This window comes from Streptomyces sp. NPDC052012 (genome assembly GCF_040689265.1).
Taxonomy (GTDB): domain Bacteria; phylum Actinomycetota; class Actinomycetes; order Streptomycetales; family Streptomycetaceae; genus Streptomyces.
Genome location: NZ_JBFAXA010000002.1, coordinates 749,771 through 772,994, shown reverse-complemented (window position 1 = coordinate 772,994; position 23,224 = coordinate 749,771). Strand labels below are relative to the sequence as shown.

Below are 23,224 nucleotides of genomic sequence, written 5' to 3'. Positions count from 1 at the left end.
CCCGCCGGGGCGTTCCGTCGCGGAACGTCCCGGCGGGCCCGGTGGTCAGCGTGCGGACAGGTAGTCCTCGACGCCCGGTGCGGTGTGGGCGTCCTCGGCGTTCACCACGGCGCCGACCGCCTTGGCGTCGGGCTTGAGGACGTACGTCTCGACGCTCGCCGGACGGTCGACGTCCGAGAAGTCCTGCGGGGTGCCGAGTCCGGTGTCGGCGTTCTTCTGCGAGCGGTGCGCCTTCACGACGTCCTCCCGGCTCAGGCCGCCGGCCTCACAGGCCTTCTTCAGGTCGGCGCCCATCAGCTGCGCGGCGTTGTAGCCGGACAGCACGCCGGAGTCGACCGGCGAGTCCGGGTACTTCTTCTGGTACGACTTCACCATCTGCTGCACGCCCGGCACGTCGGCGCTGACCGCGGGCGCGGCGCTCACGATGCTGAGCATCGCGGCCAGGGCCGGTGCGGCCGGTGTCTTCATCAGCTGGGGTGCGAAGCCGGGAGCGCTGCTGACCACGGGGACCTTCAGGCCGCGGGAGGCGGCGACGCCGACCAGGGAGGCCGTCTGGGCGGGCCCGGCGCTGATCAGGATGGCCTTGACGCCCTCCTTGCGCAGCGCGGAGACCTGCGCGGACAGGTCGGTGTCGGTGGCCTGGATCTTCTGGTCCACCACCTTCAGGCCGGCCTTCTTCGCCGCCCAGGTGGAGCCCTCCAGGGCGTTGGCACCGTAGTCGCCCTCGAAGTAGACGTGGCCGATCGTGTCGCCCTTCTTCAGACCCTTGGTGCGGGTGAGGAAGTCGACGGCGGCGATCATGTCGACGTCGTAGGTGGTGCCGATCACCTGGACGGCGTCCTTGCCGAGCAGGGACGCGGCCCAGGCCTGCGGGAAGGTGAGCATCTTGTCGCGTTCGATGTCGTCGAGCAGCGCGGCGACCACCGGGGAGCCGATGACCTGCGGCATGGCGACGACGTCCTGGGAGATGTCGGCGTAGGCGGTGACCGCCTTCTGCACGTCGTAGCCGTGGTCCTTGACGACGATCTCGATCTTCCGGTCGCAGATGCCGCCCTTGGCGTTGATCTCGTCGGCCCACATCTGCTGGGCCTGCACGATGGACTTGCCGAGGGTGGCGTAGGGGCCGGTGAGGTCGGTCAGGGCGCCCAGCTTGATCGTCTTGGCGCTGACACCGGGTCCGGTGCGGACGCCGTCGGCGGCGTCGCCGCCCTTGTCGCCGCTGTCCGCCTTGGAGCTGCATCCGGAGACCGCGAGCAGCAGGGCGAGAGCGCCGGCGAGGACGGTACCGGAGGTGCGGCGCCGGTTGCGGTGCCTGTGGGTCGTGGTGTTCACGGGGTGTGCTCCTTGGTCGGTGCGGCCGCGGCCGGTTGCGAGGGTGAGGGTGACGGTGAGGGTGAGGAGGGTGCGGGGTCCCGGTCGGGGGCGGGGGGCCTGCGGCGCCGCAGGCGTGCGCGGATCCGGCGGGCCAGTCCGTGCAGGCCGTCGGGTGCGTACAGCAGGACGAGGACGATCGCGGCGCCGTACAGATAGCGGGCGGCCTCGGTGGGGCCGACGGAGCCCTCGCCCGAGCCGGGGGCGGTCACCAGCGGCAGCTGGTCGGCGTAACGGGTCATCAGCAGCGGGAGCGCGGTGACGAAGACGGCGCCCGCGGTGGCTCCGGCGACCGAGCCGAGGCCGCCGATGACGATCATGGCGAGGTAGTCGATGGACAGGGCGAGGGAGAAGTAGTCGGGCACGACCCGGCGGAAGGCCAGCGCCAGGAGGACTCCCCCGAGGCCCGCGTACATGGAGGACACCACGAAGGCCGCCGAGCGGTGGCGGGCGACGTCCACGCCCATCACCGCGGCCGCGGTCTCGCTGTCGCGCAGGGCGGCCAGCGCCCGGCCCGGGCGTCCGCGCAGCAGGCCGCCGGCGGTGAACCAGGTGAACGCGAACAGGGCGAGGCCCAGGAACCACAGGCGTTCCTCGGCGCCGAACGGCACGCCGAGCACGACGAGTTCGGAGCCGGAGGCGTCGAAGGTGAACCCGCCGAGCTCCAGCGGCGGCACCGAGCGGCCGTTGAAGCCGCCGGTGACCGAGTCCCAGGTGAGCAGCACATGGTGGCCGAGGAACACCAGGGCGAGCGTGGCGATGCCCAGGTACATGCCCTTCACCCGGCCGGCGACGGGACTGAACAGCCCGCCCGCCGCTCCGGCGAGCAGCACCGCGCAGACGGCGGCGAGGACCGGCGGAAGTCCCGGGCCGGGCTCGCCGGCCAGGTAGGAGTAGCCGTAGGCGCCGACGGCGAGGAAGAAGGCATGACCGAGGGAGAGCTGTCCCGCGGTGCCGCTGAGCAGCGACAGTCCGACCGCGCCGATGGCCGCGGCCATGGAGAACAGGCCGATCCGCAGCCAGAAGGCGTCCAGGTAGAAGGGCGGCAGGCACAGCAGGAGAGCGAGCAGGAGGATCCGGGCGGGGCGGCCCTTGACGAGCCCGAGGAGACGGTCAGACACGTGCCGCTCCCTTCCCGCCGAACAGCCCGGTGGGCCGCACCAGGAGCACCAGCAGCATCACCGCGTAAGGGGCGACCTCGCCGAAGCCGTCACCGAGGACGTGCAGGTCGGACTCGTAGCCGACGACCAGCGCCTCGGTGAGCCCGATGAGGAGGCTGCCGGCGAGGGCGCCGACCGGGGAGGTGAGGCCGCCGAGGATCGCGGCCGGGAAGGCGTGCAGCGCGATCTGCCCGGTGGTGCGCTCCAGACCGGGTGCCGGGAACGCGGCGAGGAACACCGCGGCGAGCGCGGCCAGCGCACCGGCCAGGCACCAGGCGAGGGCGCGCACCCGGCGCAGCCGTACGCCCATGAGGGCCGCCGCCTCCAGGTCCTCGGCCGCCGCCCGCAGGGACAGTCCCCAGGAGGTGAACCGGAACAGGGCGAACACCGCGCCGATGACCACGGTGGACACCACGATCGCGGCGAGCCGGCTGTCGGCGACGGTGACCGGGCCGAGTTCGGTGACCGAGTCGCCCCACGGGTCGCCCAGCGTCAGCAGGTCGCCGCCGATGCGGCGGGCCAGGTCGGTGAAGATCAGGATGTCGATGCCGATGGTGGCGATGGTCTGGATGTGCGCCGACTGCTCGTCCTGTCCCGCGCGTTGCAGCAGGAACCGGTCGAGGGCGCCGGCGAGCGCGGCGGTGGTCAGGACGGCCACCGCGAGCGCGCCGGCGAAGCCCAGGTCGTCGTGCAGGACGGCGATGAGGTAGCCGCCGAGCAGGAGGATGGAGCCGTGGGCGAAGTTGAGGACGCCCGAGGCCTTGAACATGACCACGAAGCCGAGGGCGACCAGTGCGTAGACCGCGCCGAGCGCGAGTCCGTTGAGGACGTTGTCCAGGAACCCGGTCATGCCGCGTCCTCCCCTTGTGTTCCGGTGCCGAGGTAGGCGCGCAGCACCTCGGGGTCCTGGCGGACCTCGTCGGGCGTGCCGTGGGCGATGGTCTTTCCGAAGTCGAGGACGGTGACGTCGTCGGCGAGCCGCATCACCATGCCCATGTCGTGCTCCACCAGGACGATGGTGAGGCCGAGTTCGGCGCGCAGTTCGCGGATGACCTCGGCGGTGCGGGCGCGTTCGGCGGCGTTCATGCCGGCGACCGGTTCGTCCAGGAGCAGCACGCTCGGTTCCAGGCACAGGGCGCGGGCGAGTTCCACCCGCTTGCGGTCGCCGTACGACAGCAGTCCGACGGGACTGTCGAAGTGGTGGCCGAGTCCGGTGAGTTCGGCGATCTCACGGGCCCGCTCCAGGTGTGCGCGCTGTTCGCGCACGGCGCTCGGCAGGCGCAGCGCGCTGGCGGCGAAGCCGGCGCGGGACTTGGCGTGGCGGCCGAGCATCAGGTTGTCGGCGACCGTGCCGTGGGTGGTGACGATGTTCTGGAAGGTGCGGGCCACGCCGAGCGCGGCGATGCGGTGCGGGGCGAGCCGGGTCAGTTCCCTCTCGCCGAGGGTCACCGTGCCCGAGGCCGGACGGGTGAGGCCGGACAGCACGTTGAAGCAGGTCGACTTGCCGGCGCCGTTGGGTCCGATGATCGCGTGCAGCGAGCCGGGCGCCACGGTGAAGGAGACCGCGTCGAGCGCGGTGAGGCCGGCGAAACGCACGGTGACGTCCCGTACGTCGAGCACGGGCGGAGTGGCCTTGGTGCGGTCGTTCACGCCGCCCCCTGGTCCTCGGCCGTCTCGCCCAGGTAGAGGCGGCGCACGGCGTCGGTGCGGGCGAGTTCGTCGGCGGGGCCGGACAGACGGGTCTCGCCGACCTCCAGGACGTGCGCGTGGTCGGCGAGGGAGAGCGCCATGCCGGCGTTCTGCTCGACCAGGAGGACGGCGGTGCCCTGGGCGTTGATCTCGCGGATCACCTCGGCGATCCGGTACACCATCTGCGGTGCGAGGCCGAGCGAGGGCTCGTCGAGGAGCAGCAGCCGGGGCGCGGCCATCAGGGCGCGGCCGATGGCGAGCATCTGCTGCTCGCCGCCGGAGAGCAGTCCCGCGGCCTGGTGGGTGCGTTCGGCGAGCCGGGGGAACAGCGTGAAGACCCGGTCCCGCGCCTCCTGGACCTGTGCGCGTCCGCGCCGGCCGAGGCCGAGACCGCCGCTGCGGAGGTTCTCGTCGACGCTGAGTCCGGCGAACACCCGCCGGCCCTCGGGGACCTGGACGACTCCGGCGCGCACCGCCGTGACGGGGTCCTTGCCGTCGAGCACCGTGTCGCCGTAGCGGATGCGGCCGGCCGTGATGGCGCCGCGGTGCAGGCGCAGTGTCCCGGACACGGCCCGCAGCAGGGTGGTCTTGCCGGCCCCGTTGGCGCCGAGCAGGGTCACGACGGATCCGGCCGGCACGTTCAGGGACACGGAACGGAGGGCGGACAGGGCTCGCCCGTAGGTGACGTCGACGTTCTCGACGTGCAGGGCGGGCAGGTCGTCCGGTGGTGCTTCGGGCATCACGGCTCCTCGGGGCCGTACCGCTCGGCGGCACGACTTCGGGGGAAGTTCGGTTCAAGGGCAGCTCACGACAGCACGCGCACGGCCGGCCGGTACACCCGATCGCCCCCGCTCGCTGCGCCCGACCAACGCGGGCGGCCGGGGGTTGTGCGGCTGCCCAGGCAGGGGGAACACGTGGTTCCGTACGCCCGGGGCTCCTGGTGCCGCGGGGCGCGGCGGTACGGGCACACACGCAGGCCCGCCGGCGTCCGGAGGCGACACACGCAGGCCCGCCGGCGTCCGGAGGCGGGCTCAGGAGGCGGCGGGCCTGTCGGGGCGTGTCCGGGTCAGGAGCGCAGGAGGCCGCGGGCGGTGAGGGCCAGGCTCACTTCGACCAGGTCGGACGGGCGGGACAGGCAGCGGCCCGTCAGCTGTTCGTAGCGGCGCAGGCGGTTGAGGACGGTGTTGCGGTGGCAGTAGAGGCGGCGGCTCGCTCTCTGGGCCGAGCCGTCGCAGGCCAGCCAGGTGGCCAGGGTGTCCAGCAGCACCTCCGCGTCGGCCGGCTCCAGGCCGGCCAGCGGGCCCAGCAGCCGGTCGGCGAGTGCCGTGCCGAGTTCCGGGGCGGAGACCACCAGGGCCGCGGGCAGGTGCTCGGTCAGGTGGATGACCCCTCCCGGCTCCGGGCACAGGGTCAGCGCGGTGTCCGCCAGCCGGCGCGCCTCGCCGACCGCGGCCAGTCCCTCGACGGCACTGCTGACGCCGACGCGCACGCCGGGCGCCTGTTCCTGCGGCAGCAGCGGATCCACGCCGTCCTCGGCGAGGACGATGCCGTAGTCCGCCTCCACGCCCGCGTGCCAGTGCGCGCGCACACCCGGAGCGGGCACCACTTGGGCACCGGGACAACCGGTGAGTCTGCCGCCGGCGACGGCCACGACCACGTACCGGCCCTGCTCGGGCAGTCCCAGTGCCTGCGCCGCCTCGGGCAGGTCGGCGATCCGGCTGGTGCCGTCCAGCAGTGCCCCGGCCAGCAGTCGCACCCTGTTCTCCCGGCGCCAGGCCAGCTGCCGTTCGGTCTGCCGGTAGGCGTCCGCCAGGAGGGTGCAGTGGTCGTCGACGAAGTTCCACACGTCGGACGCCACATGCACGAGGAGGCGTACGTCCTCCGGCGCGGTCCGTGACGTCTCGTCGACCAGGCCCTGCCACACCAGCGAGCCGCCCAGCCGGAAGGCGTGCAGCAGCGCGTCCAGCGGCATGCCCTGCTCGGCGCGGGTGGCACCGATCTTCCAGGTGCAGCGGCGTGCCGCGTCCCGGGCGCCGCGCGGGTCGAGCAGCGAGGAGATGCTGTGCCGCAGCGAGCGGTGCACCTCCTGCCAGATCCCGGTGGCGTCGTTCTCCACCGCGGCCCGGTAGGCGGGCTCCTGCTCCTGCAGGGCGGCGACCAGCCGGTCGGAGAGCTGGGGCAGGTCGTCGAGCAGCGCCCGGGCGGCACTGTGCAGGACCCGCAGCGCGTCGGCGTCGATGAGCGACCGCACGCGGGGTGCCCGGCGCGGTGGCGCGGGCACGGGTCCGGAGCGAAGCAGGGTCCGTGGCCGTACGGCGTGTTGCATCGCGCATCTCCCCCAGGTTCGGCTTCCGGGCGGCGCCCGCGGAGGTCCGCTGCCCGGCCCCCCTGGCCGGCCGCGGAGCCCGTGGGCCGGTCGCCACCTGACTCGTCCTGCCCCGAAGGATGGCATACCGTCCGGTCGGTCCCTAGAGCTGTGCACCGGTCTTTTCCGCCTGCTCGACCAATCGGGCCAGCTCGACCCGGGAACGGACCCCCAGTGCGGCGAACACCTTCCGCAGGTGGTAGTCGACGGTGCGGGTGCTCACGGACAGGCTCAGGGCCACCTCCCGGTTCGTCGCGCCCTCGGCCACGTACCGGGCGATACGCAGCTGCTGCGAGGTGAGCCGGTCCAGCTCCGCCGTGCCGCTGCGGGCCTCCCCCGGACCCGCCCCGCCCGGTGCCGCCCCGTTGGCCCGCAGTTCCGCGCCCGCCTGCTGCGCCCACAGGTGTGCGCCGCAGCGTTCGAAGCCCATCAGCGCCTCCCCGAGCCGCTCCCGTGCCTCCCGCAGCCGGCGCCGGCGCCGCAGCCACATGCCGTACAGCAGGGCGGTGCGAGCCCGTTCGAAGTCGCCGGCGGTCTCCTCGTGCCGGTCCAGGGCCCGCAGGTACAGCGTGTCGGCCGTGTCGGGGCCCGCCAGCAGCGCATGGCAGCGCAGCAGCTGGGCGGGGGCCTGCGGGTCGGCGCCGCAGGCGGCCCACAGGGCGAAGTCCTGGACCACCGGGCGGGCGTGCTCGGGCTGTCCGGCGAGTGCGGCGGCCTCCACGAAGCAGGGGACGGCGAGCATCCACACCGCGAAGTGGCCGCGCCGCGGGCCGGGGCGCACCAGCGGGCCGAGCCGGTCCGCGGCCTCCCGGGGCCGGCCGGCACCCAGGTCGGCGCGGGCCGCCGCCCACTGCGCCAGGGTGGCGGCCTGCGCCAGACCGTGCCGCCGCGCGATGACGAGCGCGGCGGCCACGTGCTCGGCGACGAGTTCCTTCTCGCCCTCGATCGACGCGGCGAGCGCCAGGACGGCGTGATGGTGGGCGGCGGTGTTGCGCTGCCCGGTCCGCCGCGCGGTGCGCAGCCCCTCCTCGGCATGGGTCCGGGCCAACTGGTGCCGGCCGGCCCGCAGTTCGGCGTAGGCCAGGTATTCGAGCGCCCGGGGTTCGAGCGCCGCGGCCCCGAGTGTCCGTGCCGCCGCCAGCGCCCGCGCCCCGGCCCGGCGGGCCCCGGTCACATCACCCAGCATCAGCGCGGCGGCGGCACTGCGCAGCAGCGGCTCCGGGTCGTCGGCGGGCAGCCCCCGCTCGACGACGCGTCCTAGAGGAGCCCCGGCGAGATCGAAGCGGCCCAGAAGGACCGCCCGCATGCCGTCGAGGTGATCGCGCAGCAGGCCGGCGGAGGAGGAGCCCGCGGTGCGAGCTTCCCTGGCGGGAGCGGAGTGCTCGGGGCTGAGGGCGAGGAGGCAGGCCGGCATGTCGCCGGCGGCCCAGGCGGCGTTGGCCGCGCCGAGGCCCGCCGTGTCGGCCTCCTGGGGGTGACCGGCGGCCAGCAGGTGCGCGGCGAGGAGGAAGGACTCCCGGGCGTCGTCCACCGGGCCGTCGGCCAGCAGCACGGCGCCGCGCAGCAGTTCGGCACGCCCGCGCACGGTGGCGGGCGCGCTCCCGCTGCGCACGGCGTCGAGCAGCCGCAGCGCCTCGGCCGGGTCCCCCGCGAGCAGGGCCTGTTCGGCGGCGCAGGTGTAGCGGTGTGCACGTTCGGCGTGGTCCGGCGTCAGCTCGGCCGCCCGTACGTACGCCGTGCGCCGCAGTGCGGGGGGTGCGCTGGAGGCGGCATCGCCGGCGGTACCCGCCAACTCGGCCGCGAGCGCGGGCGCGGGCCCCGCGACGGTCCACGAACGGTGCAGCAGCACCGGGATGCCGTGGGGCTGCGCCGACTCCGCTGCCAGCGCCCGGTGCGCCTCCCGCCGCCGCTCGGGCGACGCACCGGCGTACGCGGCCCTGCCGACCAGCACACTCCTGAACCGGAGCCGCCCGTCGACCGCCAGGAGCACGTCGGGCAGCGCGGCATCGTCGGGCCCTGCGGCGGCGCCCGCGCCGAAGGCCGTGAAATCCCCGCCGGTCTCTCCCCCTCCCGTGCCCGGCGCGTCCGCCGCACCCCGGCCGCCGCCGGCCGAGGCGGCTGCGCCGGCCCGGCGCCCGAGGCGCCCTGCGGCCTCCCGCGCCAGGTCCGCGTCCGACCCGCCCGGCGTCCGCGGGGCCGCCACGCCCCGGCCACCGCTGTCCGTGCCGGTCGTGCGGGACCGGCGCTCCAGGCGCCCTGCGGCCCGCCGTACCAGGTCCGCGTCCGCGTCCGGCTCGCCCGTCGCCCGCAGGGCCGCCGCCGTCGTCAGCAACACGTCGGCCTGTGCGGGGGAAACGCCGGCCAGGTGGCCGCCCACGAGCGCGGTGAGGATCTCGGTGTCGGCCAGGGGGCGCGGCAGCGGGGCGTGGCCGCTGAGCTGGGCCGGGGTCAGGCGGTGGGTCATGGCGAGCAGCAGCGCGGGGTTGCCCTCGGCCTCCCGGACCAGCTCGTCGCGGACGGCGGGCCCGGCCGCCCCGTCGATCACCTCGTCGAGGAGGCGGGCTGCCTCCCCGGTGTCGAGCGGTCCGAGGCGCAGCACGGGCAGGCCCGCGAACTCCCGGTCGACGGGCCGGTGCCCGGGCACGGTCAGCAGCAGCCCCACCCCGCCGGGCGCCGCGTGCACATGCCGGGCGGCTTCCCCGAGCGCGGTCCGCGAGGCGGCGTCCCAGAGGTGGGCGTCGTCCACGCACACCAGGAGAGGGGACCGGGCGGCCGACGTGCGCAGGGCGTCGAGGAGCACCTCCCCGGCCGTACCGTCGTCGCGAACGCGGCCGCAGTGGCCGCAGTGGCCGACGGCACGCAGGAGGGTGTGCAGGCCGCTGTGCCGCCGGAGGGAACCTGCCGGGTCGGCCCGGACCTGCCGGACCGGTCCGGCGCCGAACGAGCGTGCCGCGGACTCGAGGAACGCCGTGCGGCCGCAACCCGGTTCGCCGGTCACCACACGGACTCCGCCCTCGGTGCGCAGCCCGTCCAGCAGTTCGGCGAGCACCAGCCGCCGGGGTCGCGCGCGGTACGTGAGCGGAGCGGTTCCCGGGGTCGTCTGTCCGGTCATTTCCGCGACGTTACTTGCGCGTAACGGAGGGTGGAAGGCATCCGTCCATCCGTCGAACAGGGTTCAACCACCGTTCCACCAGCGGGTTTTCCGCCCTCGGGGGTCCAGCGGAGTGTGCCGGCGCCCAAGGTGCGCCGCCCGCGGCGGTGCACGCGCACAAACGCCGGTGGCGGCCCGCGCCGAGCGCGGGCCGCCACCGGTCCCCCTGAGGGAAGGTGCGTCAGGAGGTGTGCGGGCAGTTGCCCCGCGACTCCTCGATGGTCAGGCTGGGCCGCGGCAGCGGGCACAGGAACTGCTCGTAGCGGGTGTCGTTGTCGATGAACCGCTTCAGCCAGGAAATGCTGTACTTCGCGATCGTCGTGTTCGACGTGTTGGGCGTGAAGTGCGTGGCGCTGTTCAGTTCGATGTACGCCCGGTCGAGGGAGGACGGCAGCCCGCTGTAGAAGGGCTCGGAGTGGCTGGAGACCGGGGCGATCGTGTCGCCGTCGGCACCGAAGATCAGCGTGGGGGTTCTGACCTCGGGCCAGGTTTTGTCGAGGTTCCAGGGCGTCAGCGGGATCGCCGCCTGGAGGGACGGCCGGTCCTTGGCGGCCTCGAGGCTGCCGCCGCCGCCCATCGAGTGGCCCATCACGCCGAGGCGGCTGCTGTCGACACGGCTGCGGACCGCGCTGCGCTGGGTGAGGTAGTCCAGCGCGGCGAGCAGCTGGTCGCCGCGCGAGTCGGGCTGGTCGAGCGTGGTGTTGGTGTCGATGGTGAAGACGACGAAGCCCTGGGAGGCCAGGCGCGGGCCCAGCCAGGCGATGGAGGACTCGTAGGCGGTGAAGCCGGGCGAGATGGCGACCGCGCCGAAGGTGCCGTCGGCGGTGCTGGTCGGGTAGTAGATGGTGCCTCCGCCGAAGCCGGTGACGGACAGCGAGGAGACGGAGACCTGCGACACGGCGTACGGGCCGCGCGCCGCCTCGATGCTGGACTCGGTCGGCGCCGGACCGCGCTCGTAGGGGTTGTCGGCCGCCTGGGCGCCGGGCCCGGTGAGGGTGGTGAGGCCGACGACGGCGGTGACGGCGGCGGCGAGTCCGGCGAGCCTGCCGGTCCTGCGCCGGACGTGCCGGCGCGACTGCGGGGCGTCGGCCGGGCCGCTGCTGCTGTGGGGGTGCTGCTGCACGACGAGTGGTCCTCTCTATGGCGGCGGGCCGCCCGCCGTCCGGGGCACGGGGGTACGACGCGGGATGCGTCCGTGCGCCGGCCGGGGGCGCCGCCGATGGGCTGGCGGTGCCACTGTCGGAGAGGAGGGTGCGGCCGGGGATCGGCAATCTCACCGGTCTCGTGCGCAGCACGGCCGGCGGTCGCGGGGCGTGCGGACCCGCATGCCGGAGGAAACCGGGGGTATACGAGGATGCGCGGTCACCGTCGGAGTCGGCGCCGACGGTGACCGTCGGGCCGGCCGGCGGAGCGGGCGGGCGTACCGCCCGGGAGAGTCACGCCGCGTCGTACACGTGGGCCCGGCCGCCGACCCACTTCACCCAGGCCGGGTCGTCCAGGAGCCGCTCCCCCTCCGGCAGCCCGGCGCGCCGCAGGAACTCCACCACGTCGCGGTCGGAGTTCGCGAGCCCGACGATCTCGCCGCGCACGGTCACGCGCCGTCCGCCCGTGCCGAGCGGCGGGTGTACCACGATCGGCGCCTTCGTCGTCACGTCTCCAGCATCCGGCTCGGGCCGCCGTTGTGCCACCCCATGGGCCGCATCACCCGCATGGCCGTCCCGGGAGGCCGCCCGGGCCGGGGCCGTGCTCAGATGGAAGCGGCCTCCATGCCTACCCGGAGGGAGCTGGGAATGCACGAGATGTGGTGCGGTGCAGACACTTCGGGAGAGCCGGTGTGGCATGTCCTGACCACGGACAGGACGACCACGCTGTGCGGAGTGGAGAAGGAGGAGGAAGAGGAGGCCCGTCGGCGGCATGCCACGGACCGGCACTGCTTCCCCTGTATGAAGTCGTTCCAGGCGGTCATGGAGTCCTCCCGCTGAGGAGGCCCGAGGCGCCACCGGGCCGGCCTCGGCGCCGGCTCAGTGGCAGCACCCGTCGCCGTCCCGCACGGTCGCCGGGTGGTGACCGTGGCCGGTGTCCAGCCGGCAGAAGCAGGAGCGGTCGATCGGTACGTCAGCCAACGCGGTGGCCCGGGTGAGCTGTTGGGCCACGATCGCGGCCTCACCGGTCCGGCCGGCGCGGATCAGGCACTCGTGGAACCCGTGCAACGCCCAGACGTTCCCGGGGTGTTGCAGGGGGCGGGGCAGCGTCGCGTCGAGACCGAGGTCCGCGCGGTAGACCGCCTCCGCCTCCGCCACCCGGCCCTGCTCCAGCAGCAGCGCGCCATAGGCGTGCCGGGTGGGCTGCATCCAGCCCCAGGGTTCGTCGTAGGGCAGGTTGTCGTCCAGTGCGACGGCCCGCTCCAGGGCGGCGAAGGCCGCGTCGAAGTTGCCCCTGCGGTAGTCGAGTTCGCCGTCCAGCATGGCCGACGCGACGGCGAGGATGTCCCGGCAGGTGTTGTTGAACAGCGTCCGTGAATCCGGGACCCGGTCGACGGCCGAGCGGAACGCCTGCCGTTCGGCCTCGGCCCGGTCGACGGCGCCGGTCGCGGAGAGGGCGACGCCACGGGCGTAGTGGAGCATCGCGGTCGTGGTGCAGTACAGCTCGGGGTCGGCGGGGAAGGGCAGCGCCAGGATGTCGTCCCAGCGTCCGAAGCGGATCAGGACGTGGACGCGCATCGCTAGGAAGCCTTCGAGCCAGTCGGCCATCGGCGGGCTCTGCACCCGCAGCAGCTTCTCGGGGACGGCGGCCTCGAGCTGCGCGGCGGCGTCCAGGGCCACCTGTGAGGCGCCGAGGAACATGGCGCCGTAGATCTTGAAGTGGATGTTGTGGGCCCGGTAGAGGGTGTAGAAGTTCATGGCGCCGGCGCGCCGGAGGTACTTCTCGTCGGCGGCGATCGCCCGGGTGTTGTCCGAGACGACGCGCCGGTAGTCGCCGCACAGCACCTCCAGGTGCGAGGGCATGTGGTGCAGATGCCCCGCGTCGGGGACGGCTCCGCGCAGCCGGTCGGCGACCGTGAGGGCCGCTTCCGGGGTGGGCGACATCTCCATCAGATGGATGTAGAGGTGCAGGACGCCGGGGTGGTGGGCGCCGGCCTCGGTGGCGAGGGCACGGTCGAGGATCGCCTTGGCCTCCAGGGTGCGGGCGCCCTCGGCGGGGCGGCCGGTGGGCAGGTCCCACAGCTGCCAGGGGGTGAGGTTCATGGCCGCGTCGGCGCACAGCGTGGCCACGTCGGGGTCGTCGGGCGCGCTGTCGTACACGGCACGCATGCGGTCCGCGTACGGCTCGTTCCACACCGAGCAGTCGGCGGCGGCCTCGGCCTGGGGGTAGCGGGCGCGCAGGGCGCCGATGAGGGCCTGTTCGACGGGGGTGGCGCGGCCGGCCTTCCGGTGCGCCCGCTCGACCGCTGCGTGGGTGCGTTCGACGGTGCGGACGAGTTCGTCGCCGTCGAAGGCCTCCCAGGGCTTGTTGTAGTTCGGGCCGAGGGCGTAGGCGATGCCCCAGTACGCCATGGCGCAGTCGGGATCGGCCGCGGCGGCCTTCTCGAAGCAGGCGACGGCCTCCTCGTGATGGAAGGCGTAGGTCCACATCAGCCCGCGGTCGAACCAGAGTTGGGCCGTCGCGGAGCCGGTGGTCACGGGCCGGCTGTAGGTGCCGAGGTCGTAGTGGTAGTCGTCGTATTCGTCGTGGTCGTCGTCCGAGGCATGCATGGCGCTCTCCCGGGAAGCGGCTCGATCGGCCCACACTCCGGCCGGCGCGTCACACCGGCGGAACGAAACCGACAATAGCGGCGTGCGGGTGTCCGCGCAGGCGACCGGGCCGCCTGTCACACGCTGGTGAGGAGCTGCGGCGAGAGCACCTTGATCATGGTGTTGGTCCAGCGCATCTGGCGCAGCGTCTGCGGATGGCACGAGGAGACCAGCGCGAGCAGTCCCTGGTCCCGGGTGGCCTGCGCCGCCTGGGCGAGCATCTCCCAGTGCAGGGAGTTGCGGGCCGCGGCCAGGTGCAGGTCCCGCAGGTCGTGCAGCAGGAGCAGGCCCGTCTCCGGGCGGCGGCCGAGGGCCTCGGAGGCCTTCTCGCGCAGTGCGGTGAGCGCGGCGGACGCGGGGTTGTCGCGCGGGCCGGACAGGTCGAGGCCGTGATCGCGGCCGGCGTCGGCGAGCCGGGCGGCGTGTTCCCGGGACCAGCGGGCGATGTCGAGGGCGACGTGGTGGAACTCGTGCTCGGCGCGGTGGCGTGCCGCGGCGGCCAGCAGAGCGTGTTCCAGGTCGCGTTCGCCGTCGTGCAGGGCGCGCAGGGTGGTGGTGATGCCGCTCATGTCCCGCTCCCGGCGGTGTCGTGGGCGGAGGCCGCCGCCGGGGAGCCGCGGCGGGCGACGAGCGTGACCCGGGCGGCAGCCGTCTTGAACAGGGGCTGTTTGGAGACCGGGTCCCAGTCGGTGACGGTGGTCTCGTTGGCGGCGCGTCCGGGGGTGCCGTCGGGGGGCCGGTGGCCGGCCGGGGTGTCCCAGTAGCCGTAGTGGAAGGGCACGAACACCACGCCGTCGCGGATCGCGGTGGTGCGCAGCCGGGCCCTGATCGCTCCGCGCGGGGTGGTGATCTGGACCAGGTCGCCGTCGGCCAGCCCCTGTGCGGCGGCCTCGGCGGGTGAGATCTCCGCCCATACGTCGGGGGCGGCGGCGTTCAGTTCGGGGGCGCGGCCGGTCTTGGTGCGGGTGTGGAAGTGGTACACCGTGCGGCCGGTGATCAGCTGGAGCGGGTGGTCGTCGGAGCGGTCCTCGTGCGGCGGCAGGTACTCGGCCGCCTTGATGACCGCCTTGCCGTCCGGGTTGAGGGAGCGGTACTCGACCGGGTCCACGGTCGCGCCGGTCACCAGGTCCTTGCCGTAGCTCTCGCACCGGTCGGGGTGGGCGTGGTCGATTCCGTCGGTGTAGAGCCGGGCGGTGCCCTCGGGCGCCTCGGCGGTGCACGGCCACTGGATGCCGCTGCCGCCGCGCAGCCTGTCGTAGCCGAGGCCGGTGTAGTCGCAGGGGCGTCCGGCGCTGCACCGCTGCCAGGCGGCGAACGCCGACTCGGGGTCGTGCCAGCCGATCAGCGGGCCGCCGTCCTTGTCCCGGAAGTCCATGCGGGCGGCGTAGTCGAGGAAGATGTCGAGGTCGGGCCGGGCCTCGCCGGGCGGTTCGACGGCCTTCTCGGACAGGTGCACCGTGCGGTCGGTGTTGGTGAAGGTGCCGGTCTTCTCCCCCCAGGTGGCGGCGGGCAGCACCACGTCGGCGAGCTGCGCGGTCTCGGTGAGGAACAGGTCCTGCACCACCACGAACAGCCGTTCCTGGGCGAGGATCGAGCGGATCCGGGCGAGTTCGGGCAGGGACACGGCCGGGTTGGTGCCGGTGATCCACAGCATCCGCAGGGAGCCCTGCTCGGCGTAGCGGAAGATCTGCATCGCGTGGGTGGGCGGGCCGTAGTGCGGGATGTCCTCCGGCTCCACGTTCCACACCTGCGCGAGCTCGGCGACGTGCTGGTCGTTCTGCCAGTTGCGGAAGCCGGGCAGGTCGCCGTCGGCGCCGCATTCGCGGGTGTTCTGGGCGGTGGGCTGGCCGTTCATCTGGAGCAGTCCGCAGCCGGGGCGGCCGAGCATGCCCCGGATCAGGTGCAGGTTGTTGACCTGGACGGCGGCGGCGCTCGCCTGGTGGGACTGGTAGACGCCCTGCAGGACGGTGGACAGCAGCCGCCGCGCCGAGCCGAGGATCTCGGCCGCCCGTTCGATCTCGGCGGCTGGCACGTCGCAGATCTCCGCCGCCCACCGCGGGGTGCACCGCTCGACGCGGGCGGCGAGCTCGTCGAAGCCGACGGTGTGGGTGTCGAGGTAGGCGCGGTCGATGCGGCCGGTGCGGATGATCTCGTGCAGCAGGGCGTTGAGCAGGGCGACGTTCGTGCCGGGCCGCGGCGCCAGGTGCACGTCGGCGCGGCGGGCGACGGGGGTGTGACGGGGGTCGACGCAGACCAGCCGGGGCGGGTCGGAGCCCTCGAGGCGGTCCAGGATCCGCATCCACAGCACGGTCTGGGTCTCGGCCACGTTGTGCCCGAACAGCGCGACGGTGTCGGCGTGGTCGATGTCCTCGTAGGAGCCGGGCTGTCCGTCGGTGCCGAAGGTCTCCTTCAGCGCCTCGGCGGCGGTCGCCGTGCACAGACGGGTGTTGCCGTCCAGGTGGTTGGTGCGGATGCCGGCGTGCGCCAGGACGGCGAGGGTGTAGTACTCCTCCAGGAACAGCTGGCCGGTGGTGTAGAAGCCGATCGAGCCCGGTCCCCGTTCGTCCAGCAGCTGTGCGGTGCGGGCGGCGATCCGGTCCATGGCCGTGTCCCAGTCGGTCTCCACCAGGCGGCCGTCCTCGCGGACGAGCGGCCTGGTGAGCCGGTCGGGTGCGTGGTTGGCCTGCCAGCCGTAGAGGTCCTTGGGGCCGAGCCTGCCGCGGTTGACCCGGTCGCCGGGGCGCCCCCTGACGCCCACGATGCGGCCGGCGCGCACCGCGATGTCCAGGGCGTCCCCGTTGGAGTGCAGGATCGACGCGGACCGCACCCACCGCTCCACGTCGTCCTCGGTGATCCCCTTGGCCAGGTGCATGTCCGTGCGCACCGGCCACGGGGTGCCGGGGGCGTACGGGGTCCGCGCACCCCAGGGGTCGGCGATCCGGTCTTCCGGGCTGTGCACGCTGCCACCTTCCGTGGGGGAACGACGTCCGTGCGGGAACTGCTGCGTCCGGTTCCGTGCGGGGACGACTGCGTCCGCGAGTACCCCGGCTCCGCGAAGCGATACGGCACCGTGAGTGACGGTCGGGGCACTCAGGGGCACGGACGGTGATCGGCGTGTCGTTCGTTCGTGGCTTGTTCGCCGACGGGCTGGCACGCCACGCAACGGCCTCCCTAGGATGTAATCCCTGTCCAGCCAGTCCAGTTGGCGCGGTACTCCGCAGGGGGAACGATGCACAGTGGTAAGCAGCTGTCCACCGAGATCGACGCAACCGTGCCGACGGCCGCGCGTATGTACGACTACTACCTGGGCGGCAAGGACAACTACGCGGCCGACCGCGCGGCGGTCGAGGAGCTCGACAAGGTCGTTCCCAGCACGCGCCGGCTCGCGCTGAACAACCGGCGTTTCCTGCAGCGGGTGGTGCGCACCCTCGCGCAGGAGTACGGAATCCGCCAGTTCCTCGACCACGGCTCCGGTCTGCCCACCCAGGAGAACGTGCACCAGGTCGCCCAGCGGATCGACCCGAGCACCCACGTGGTGTACGTGGACAACGATCCGATGGTGCTGGTCCACGGCCGCGCACTGCTGGAGCAGGACGAGCGCACCGCGGTCATCCACGCCGACATGCGCTCCACCGACGAGATCTTCTCGCACCCCGAGACCCAGCGCCTGCTCGACTTCTCGCAGCCGGTGTGCGTGCTGTTCAACTCGGTGTTCCACTGCATCCCGGACAGTGACACCGACGGCCCGCTCGCGGTGGCCCGCCGGGTGCGCGAACGGCTGGCTCCCGGCAGCTTCATGGTGATGTGCCAGCTGGTCAGCGACGACCCGAAGGTCCGCGAGTTCGTGACCGGCTTCATGGACCAGGTGACCCAGGGGCACTGGGGCCGGGTCCGTGAGGAGAAGGACGTGGAGTCGTACTTCGAGGGTCTGGAGATCCTGGAGCCGGGTCTGGTGGAGGTCTCCACCTGGCGTCCGGACACAGAGGTGGCCCCCCGTCAGCTCTCCGACGAGTGGATCGAGTTCGGCGGCGTGGGCCGGGTTCCGTAGAGACACCCCCGACGCGCCGACGCCCCTCGCCGACCACCTGGGTCCCGCGAGGGGCGTCGCGCATCCGGACGGCGGCTACGGCGCGGGATAGCGCTCTTCCATGGTGCTGCGCAGCAGTTCCAGGGAGTCGCGGGGTTTGAGCGCCTCGTCGGCGAGGCGGTCCAGCGCGATCCGGTACTCCTCCGTCTCGTCGCGGTCCTCGAGGAAGTTGGCGCTTCTGATGTGCTCCAGGTAGACCACATCGGGCAGGTCGAGGCCCCCGAAGCGCAGATACGTCACCGGGATGGCCGGAGCCGACGCGTTGGTCACGCCCAGCGGCACGATCTGCACGGTGACATTGGGCCGTTCGGCCATCCTCACCAGGTGCTCGAGCTGTTCGCGCATCACCTCGGGGCTGCCGAGCACGCGCAGCAGGACGGACTCGTCGATGACCGCCCACAGTTGCGGGGCGCCCGCCCGCGACAGCAGTTCGGCGCGCCGCATACGGAGTTCCACGCGGCGCTGCACCTCGCTCGCCGGCGCGTTGGGCAGTCCGCGCTCGACCACGGCGCGGGTGTACGCGGCGGTCTGCAGCAGGCCCGGCACGTACTGGATCTCGAAGGTGCGGATGGTGGCGGCGGCCTCCTGCAGCCCCACCAGACGGTCGAACCACTCGGGCATCAGCCGCTTGTCGTACCGCTGCCACCAGCCCGGCTCCCCGGCACGCTGGAGCAGCTTGAGCAGGACCGAGCCCTCGTAGTCGTCGGTGCCGTAGAGCTGGAGCAGCTTGCGGACGTCCGCCTCGGTGGGCGGGCGGCGGCCCTTGCCCGACTCGATACGGGACAGTTTCGCCGCACTGAAACCGACGGCGCGTGCCGCCTGGTCCTGGGCCAGACCGGCATCCTCACGGAAGCCTGCGAGCTGCACTCCGACCAGCATCTTCAGCAGGGTCGGAGCCGGCTCGGGCCTGTCCAGATAGGGTTCCAGACGGGAGATGCGATGCGACGACGCGGCGGACATCCTGACTCCCAGCAGACCGGCACAAGGGCGATTTACACTATCGCACCTCATCACGCCGCACCGCATCACCCGTAGAAGCCGGACGGAAGTGAGGAGTTGCCCTCCGCTCCCCCGGCGGCGCCCCCGTCACCGGGTCCGCGCCGGGCGCCCGGCCCCGGCCGTGCTCGGGCCACGTACCGGCCGTGCTCAGACCAGGTGGTCGAACTCGCCGTCCTTGGCGCCGGCCAGGAATGCCGCCAGCTCCGCGGCCGTGTACACCAGGGCGGGCCCGTCGGGGTCACGGGAGTTGCGCATCGCGATGGCGCCGCCGGTCAGCGGGGCCACCTCCACGCAGTTGCCCTCCGCGTTGCTGTGCCGGCTCTTGATCCAGCAGGCGTCCAGCTGGCTCGCCCGTACTCCGTTGCGCACTCCTGGCACCGCAGTCTCCTTGCTGTTCGTACGCGCCCGGCCGAAAAAAACCCACGCAATTTCTCGTGCAATTGCACACGGGCGCTTTCAGCGTGGATAATAACGGCGGCGTCAACCCCCCTGTTGGCGCACTGACCTGACGTCGCATCGGGGAGATGCCGTGTCATCACCTGCGCATCCCGTGCTCCGCCCGCCCGGCGTGGAGGCACGCCCGATGCCGTGGACGGCCGACGCCGCGTTCCCCTCGGCGGCACTGCGCATCGAGTGCAGCCGGGAGGGCCTCGCCCGGGCCCGCTCCTTCACCCGGGAGACCCTGCGCGCCTGGTCGCTCGGCCACCGGTGCGACGACGCCACGCTCGTGATGTCGGAGCTCGCCGCCAACGCCGCCACCCACGCGGCGCCGCGGAGCGCGGGCGCACCGGAGGTCCGTATCGGCTTCCACCTGGACCCGGCGCACCTGCTGCTGACCGTCTCCGACCCCGACGACCGCCCGCCCGTGCACACCCCCGCCTCCGCCCTGGAGCAGCACGGCCGGGGCCTGGGCATCGTCGACGCCCTGTGCGAGGCGTGGGGCTGGACCCCCACCCCTCCCGCGGGCAAGACGGTGTGGGCCCGGTTGTCGGCCCACGCGACGCACCCGCCCACCTGACACGACTGCCGCGGAAAGGCACCCAGCCATGCGCAGCGCTTCTACGGAACAGCCGAGCAGCGAGCGCCCTGTGCGCCACACGCCCCCCACCGGAGTGGCCCGGACCACGCCCCTCACGGCACTGTCCCGAGTGCCGTGGGCCGACATCCAGGACTCCACCGGGTCGGCGGCGGCCATCCCCCTGCTGCTCAACGGCATCGCCTGGGGCGACGCCGACACCGCCCGGGCCGCCCTGGAGGATCTGCGCCGGCGGATCTGCCAGTACGGCTTCGTCGTGGAACAGGCGACGGCCGCCACCGTCCCCTTCCTCTGGGAGCTGGCCCAGCTTCCGCATGTCACCTGCCGCGCCCAGATCATCCAGCTGCTGAGGGCCATCGCGGACGCCCGGCAGTGGGAGAGCACCGCCGCCGTCTATCCCAAGCTGCTCAACCACCGCGAGAACCCGGTGGCATGGGAGCGTGCGGCCCGCCAGGCGGTGCGCGCCCGCGCCGGCGACCTGGACCGGCTGCTCGACGAGCAGGACACCGAGATCGCCCGCGCCTCGACGGAACTGGCGCACGCGCTGGCGCGGTGAGACCTCCGGGCGGACCGCCCGGACCGGACCGCTCACGAGAGGCGCGCGGGTTCGGGGGACGAGCCGCGCGCCGGGGGGAGGGTCGCGCGCGGTCGCCCGGGGGAGCCGGCCGCGCGCGACCCGGGCGCACTCCGGCCGGCGCGGCGGGGCCGACCGCCGCCCACGAAGGGTGACGCCCCTCGCCTCGGGTGGCCCGGCAGTGTAGACATGGCACATGGTCCGACTCATGGGTCGATCCAGGGCCCGGTCGCCGTTGCGGCCCGTGGCGGCGGCGGCCGCGCGGCGGGAGCGGGGCGGTGGCCGGTGGTGGCGTCCAGTGGCGGGGCTGCGGTCGGTGCTGAGCGGGCGCAGCGTCGCCGGCCAGGTGTTCGTGCTGCATGTGGTGATCGTGGTGCTGCTGGTCGTGGCCGCCGTCGTGGCGCTGGTGCTGCAGGTGCGGCGGGACAGCACCCAGGAGGCCCGCAACCGTTCCCTGGCCGTCGCGGAGACCTTCGCGAACTCACCCGGCATCGTCGAGGCGCTGGACGCGCCCGACCCCACGGCGGTCCTCCAGCCGCGGGCCGAGGCCGTGCGCAAGCAGGCGAAGGTCGACTTCGTCGTCGTCATGAACACCGAGGGCATCCGCTACACCCACCCCAGGCCGGACCGTATCGGCAGGAAGTTCGTGGGCACGCTCGGGCCCGCGCTGCGGGGCGAGCCCGTGGTGGAGGAGATCGACGGCACCATCGGCGAGCTGGTGCAGGCGGTGGTGCCGGTGGAGGACGGCGACGGCACCGTCGTCGGCCTGGTGTCCGCGGGCATCACCACCGAGCACGTCGGCGGGGCCGCCAACAGTCAGCTGCCGCTGGTGCTGGCGGCGGCGGCTGTCGCGCTCGCCCTCGCCACCGCCGGCGCGGCCCTGGTCAGCAGGCGGCTGCTGCGCCAGACCCACGGGCTGGGCCCGCACGAGATGACCAGGATGTACGAGCACCACGACGCGGTGCTGCACGCGGTGCGGGAGGGCGTCGTCATCGTGGGCGGCGACGGCACCCTGATGCTCGCCAACGACGAGGCCCACCGGCTGCTGCGACTGCCGGCCGACGCGGAGGGCCGGCAGGTCCTGGACCTGGGTCTGGATCCCGGCACCGCCGAACTGCTGTCGTCCGGGCGGGTCGCCACGGACGAGGTGCATCTGGTCGGCGACCGGCTGCTGGCCGTCAACCAGCGGCCCACCGACCGGGCCGGCGGACCACCCGGCAGCGTGGCGACCGTCCGCGACTCCACCGAGCTGCGGGCCCTGTCCGGCCGCGCCGAGGAGGCACGAGAGCGGCTCGACATGCTGTACGACGCCGGGGTGGGCATCGGCACCAGCCTGGACGTCACGCGCACGGCCGAGGAACTGACGGAGCTGGCGGTGCCGCGGTTCGCCGACTTCGCCACCGTGGACCTGTTCGAGTCGGTGCTGGCCGGCGGACAGCCCGACGCGGCGAGCGCGGTGCGCCGCACCGCGCTCGCCGGGATCCGCAAGGACGCCCCGCTGTACCCGGTGGGCGAGAAGATCCGGTTCGTCGAGTCGTCCCCGCAGGGCCGCAGTCTCAGGGGCGGGCGGGCGGTGCTCGAGCCCCGGCTCGCCGACGCCCCCGGCTGGCAGGCGCAGGACGCCGAACGCTCCGGGCAGGTCGTCGAGTACGGCATCCACTCGCTGATCACGGTGCCGCTGCGGGCGGGTGCGGTGACGCTGGGTGTGGTGAGCTTCTGGCGCTCCGAGAAGCCACAGCCGTTCGACGCCGAGGAGGTGGCGCTGGCCGAGGAGCTGGTGGCGCGGGCCGCGGTCTCCATCGACAACGCCCGCCGCTACACCCGCGAGCACAGCATGGCGGTGACGCTCCAGCGCAGCCTGCTGCCGCGCACCCTGCCGGAGCAGAGCGCCCTGGAGATCGCCTACCGCTACCTGCCCGCGCAGGCCGGGGTGGGAGGCGACTGGTTCGACGTGCTGCCGCTGTCGGGCACCCGGGTGGCGCTGGTGGTCGGCGATGTCGTCGGTCACGGTCTGCACGCCGCGGCCACCATGGGACGGCTGCGCACCGCGGTGCACAACTTCTCCGCCCTCGACCTGCCGCCCGACGAGCTGCTCGGCCTGCTCGACGAGCTGGTGGGGCGCATCGACCAGGACGAGGCGCACGAGGAGCACAACGCGCCGGTGACCGGGGCGACCTGTCTGTACGCGGTCTACGACCCGGTGTCCCGGCGCTGCACCGTGGCCAGGGCGGGCCATCCGCCGCCCGCGCTGATCCACCCGGACGGCCGGGTCGAGTTCCCGGACGTGCCCGCGGGCCCGCCGCTGGGGCTCGGGGGGCTGCCGTTCGAGACGGCCGATCTGGAGCTGGCCGAGGGCAGCCGGCTGGTGCTCTACACGGACGGGCTGGTCGAGGACCGGCGGCATGACATCGACGTCGGCCTGGAGCAGTTGCGCGAGGCGCTGTCGCGGGCCGGGGACTCCCCGGAGGACACCTGCAGGGTGGTGCTTGAGGCACGGCGTCCGTCGCGGGCCGGTGACGACATCGCGCTGATCGTGGCGCGCACGCGGGCGCTGCCCGCGGACCGTGTCGCCGAGTGGCAGGTGCCGTCCGATCCGGCGGCCGTCGGCGACGTGCGGGCGGCGGTCACCCGGAAGCTGGCCGAGTGGGACCTTGAGGAGCTGGGGTTCTCCACGGAGCTGATCCTCAGTGAGCTCGTCACCAACGCGATCCGCTACGGCGGCCCGCCCATCCGGGTGCGCATGCTGCGCGACCGCCATCTGATCTGCGAGGTCTTCGACGGCAGCAGCACCTCGCCGCATCTGCGCTACGCGACGATGACGGACGAGGGCGGGCGGGGTCTGTTCCTGGTGGCGCAGCTCGCCGAACGCTGGGGCACCCGCTATCTGCCGGCCGGCAAGGTCATCTGGGCCGAGCAGCCCCTTCCCCAGCAGCCGCCGGCGGGCCGGGAGCCATAAGCCCTCCGAGGGAGATGTCATAAGAGAGCCTTATGACCCCATAGA

The 23,224-nt window shown here is 73.5% G+C and carries 19 protein-coding genes; 5 read left to right on the top strand and 14 right to left on the bottom strand.

Going from position 1 to position 23,224, the window contains the following annotated elements; all coding sequences use genetic code 11:
- Positions 1-45: 45 nt before the first annotated feature.
- From AB0412_RS07105 to AB0412_RS07065, 9 genes are all read right to left on the bottom strand, one after another.
- Complete coding sequence (locus tag AB0412_RS07105) at positions 46-1,332, bottom strand: ABC transporter substrate-binding protein (RefSeq protein ID WP_366401462.1); 1,287 nt, start codon at positions 1,330-1,332, stop codon at positions 46-48.
- Positions 1,329-2,492 carry a branched-chain amino acid ABC transporter permease gene (locus AB0412_RS07100; protein WP_366401461.1) on the bottom strand — a complete coding sequence of 388 codons (1,164 nt, stop codon included), beginning with the start codon at positions 2,490-2,492 and terminating at the stop codon, positions 1,329-1,331. Before AB0412_RS07100 ends, AB0412_RS07105 begins: the two co-directional genes overlap by 4 nt.
- Positions 2,485-3,381, bottom strand: a complete 897-nt coding sequence (locus AB0412_RS07095) for a branched-chain amino acid ABC transporter permease (protein ID WP_366401460.1) — start codon at positions 3,379-3,381, stop codon at positions 2,485-2,487. Before AB0412_RS07095 ends, AB0412_RS07100 begins: the two co-directional genes overlap by 8 nt.
- On the bottom strand, positions 3,378-4,181 hold the full coding sequence (locus AB0412_RS07090; RefSeq protein ID WP_366401459.1) for an ABC transporter ATP-binding protein: 804 nt from the start codon (positions 4,179-4,181) through the stop codon (positions 3,378-3,380). Before AB0412_RS07090 ends, AB0412_RS07095 begins: the two co-directional genes overlap by 4 nt.
- Positions 4,178-4,960, bottom strand: coding sequence for an ABC transporter ATP-binding protein (locus tag AB0412_RS07085; RefSeq protein WP_366401458.1), 783 nt, complete (start codon positions 4,958-4,960; stop codon positions 4,178-4,180). Before AB0412_RS07085 ends, AB0412_RS07090 begins: the two co-directional genes overlap by 4 nt.
- A 326-nt stretch (positions 4,961-5,286) precedes the next feature.
- Positions 5,287-6,546 (bottom strand): helix-turn-helix domain-containing protein, encoded by a 1,260-nt coding sequence (locus AB0412_RS07080; protein WP_366401457.1) that lies wholly within the window; start codon positions 6,544-6,546, stop codon positions 5,287-5,289.
- A gap of 142 nt (positions 6,547-6,688) precedes the next feature.
- Complete coding sequence (locus tag AB0412_RS07075) at positions 6,689-9,697, bottom strand: LuxR C-terminal-related transcriptional regulator (RefSeq protein WP_366401456.1); 3,009 nt, start codon at positions 9,695-9,697, stop codon at positions 6,689-6,691.
- A 220-nt stretch (positions 9,698-9,917) separates the two neighbouring features.
- Positions 9,918-10,859 carry an alpha/beta hydrolase gene (locus AB0412_RS07070; RefSeq protein WP_366401455.1) on the bottom strand — a complete coding sequence of 314 codons (942 nt, stop codon included), beginning with the start codon at positions 10,857-10,859 and terminating at the stop codon, positions 9,918-9,920.
- A gap of 313 nt (positions 10,860-11,172) precedes the next feature.
- Positions 11,173-11,367: a hypothetical protein gene (locus AB0412_RS07065; RefSeq protein WP_260828051.1), complete on the bottom strand. Its 195-nt coding sequence runs from the start codon at positions 11,365-11,367 to the stop codon at positions 11,173-11,175.
- Positions 11,368-11,568: 201 nt separating this feature from the next.
- Between AB0412_RS07065 and AB0412_RS07060 the strand changes: the two genes are divergently transcribed.
- A complete protein-coding gene (locus AB0412_RS07060) occupies positions 11,569-11,718 on the top strand; it encodes a hypothetical protein (RefSeq protein ID WP_366401454.1) in 150 nt (49 codons plus the stop codon).
- Positions 11,719-11,757: 39 nt separating this feature from the next.
- On the opposite strand, the gene AB0412_RS07055 is transcribed toward AB0412_RS07060, so the two are convergent.
- The 3 genes from AB0412_RS07055 to AB0412_RS07045 all read right to left on the bottom strand — a co-directional run bounded on the left by AB0412_RS07055 (position 11,758) and on the right by AB0412_RS07045 (position 16,486).
- Entirely contained in the window at positions 11,758-13,488 is a 1,731-nt protein-coding gene (locus tag AB0412_RS07055) for a hypothetical protein (RefSeq protein ID WP_366401453.1), read from the bottom strand.
- A gap of 116 nt (positions 13,489-13,604) precedes the next feature.
- Complete coding sequence (locus tag AB0412_RS07050; protein ID WP_366401452.1) at positions 13,605-14,096, bottom strand: hypothetical protein; 492 nt, start codon at positions 14,094-14,096, stop codon at positions 13,605-13,607.
- Positions 14,093-16,486 (bottom strand): nitrate reductase, encoded by a 2,394-nt coding sequence (locus tag AB0412_RS07045; protein WP_366401451.1) that lies wholly within the window; start codon positions 16,484-16,486, stop codon positions 14,093-14,095. Before AB0412_RS07045 ends, AB0412_RS07050 begins: the two co-directional genes overlap by 4 nt.
- Before the next feature lie 270 nt (positions 16,487-16,756).
- On the opposite strand from AB0412_RS07045, the gene AB0412_RS07040 reads away from it, so the two are divergent.
- A complete protein-coding gene (locus AB0412_RS07040) occupies positions 16,757-17,575 on the top strand; it encodes an SAM-dependent methyltransferase (RefSeq protein ID WP_366401450.1) in 819 nt (272 codons plus the stop codon).
- Between the two features lie 75 nt (positions 17,576-17,650).
- Here AB0412_RS07040 and AB0412_RS07035 read toward each other — a convergent pair whose 3' ends face one another.
- A complete protein-coding gene (locus AB0412_RS07035; RefSeq protein WP_366401449.1) occupies positions 17,651-18,574 on the bottom strand; it encodes a helix-turn-helix transcriptional regulator in 924 nt (307 codons plus the stop codon).
- 186 nt (positions 18,575-18,760) lie between these two features.
- Positions 18,761-18,991, bottom strand: a complete 231-nt coding sequence (locus AB0412_RS07030) for a DUF397 domain-containing protein (RefSeq protein ID WP_366401448.1) — start codon at positions 18,989-18,991, stop codon at positions 18,761-18,763.
- Positions 18,992-19,196: 205 nt separating this feature from the next.
- Between AB0412_RS07030 and AB0412_RS07025 the strand changes: the two genes are divergently transcribed.
- The 3 genes from AB0412_RS07025 (at position 19,197) to AB0412_RS07015 (ending at position 23,179) form a co-directional block, all read left to right on the top strand.
- Entirely contained in the window at positions 19,197-19,631 is a 435-nt protein-coding gene (locus AB0412_RS07025) for an ATP-binding protein (RefSeq protein ID WP_366401447.1), read from the top strand.
- Positions 19,632-19,659: 28 nt separating this feature from the next.
- Positions 19,660-20,205: a hypothetical protein gene (locus tag AB0412_RS07020; RefSeq protein WP_366401446.1), complete on the top strand. Its 546-nt coding sequence runs from the start codon at positions 19,660-19,662 to the stop codon at positions 20,203-20,205.
- 214 nt (positions 20,206-20,419) lie between these two features.
- Positions 20,420-23,179 carry a SpoIIE family protein phosphatase gene (locus tag AB0412_RS07015; protein ID WP_366401445.1) on the top strand — a complete coding sequence of 920 codons (2,760 nt, stop codon included), beginning with the start codon at positions 20,420-20,422 and terminating at the stop codon, positions 23,177-23,179.
- Positions 23,180-23,224: the final 45 nt, after the last annotated feature.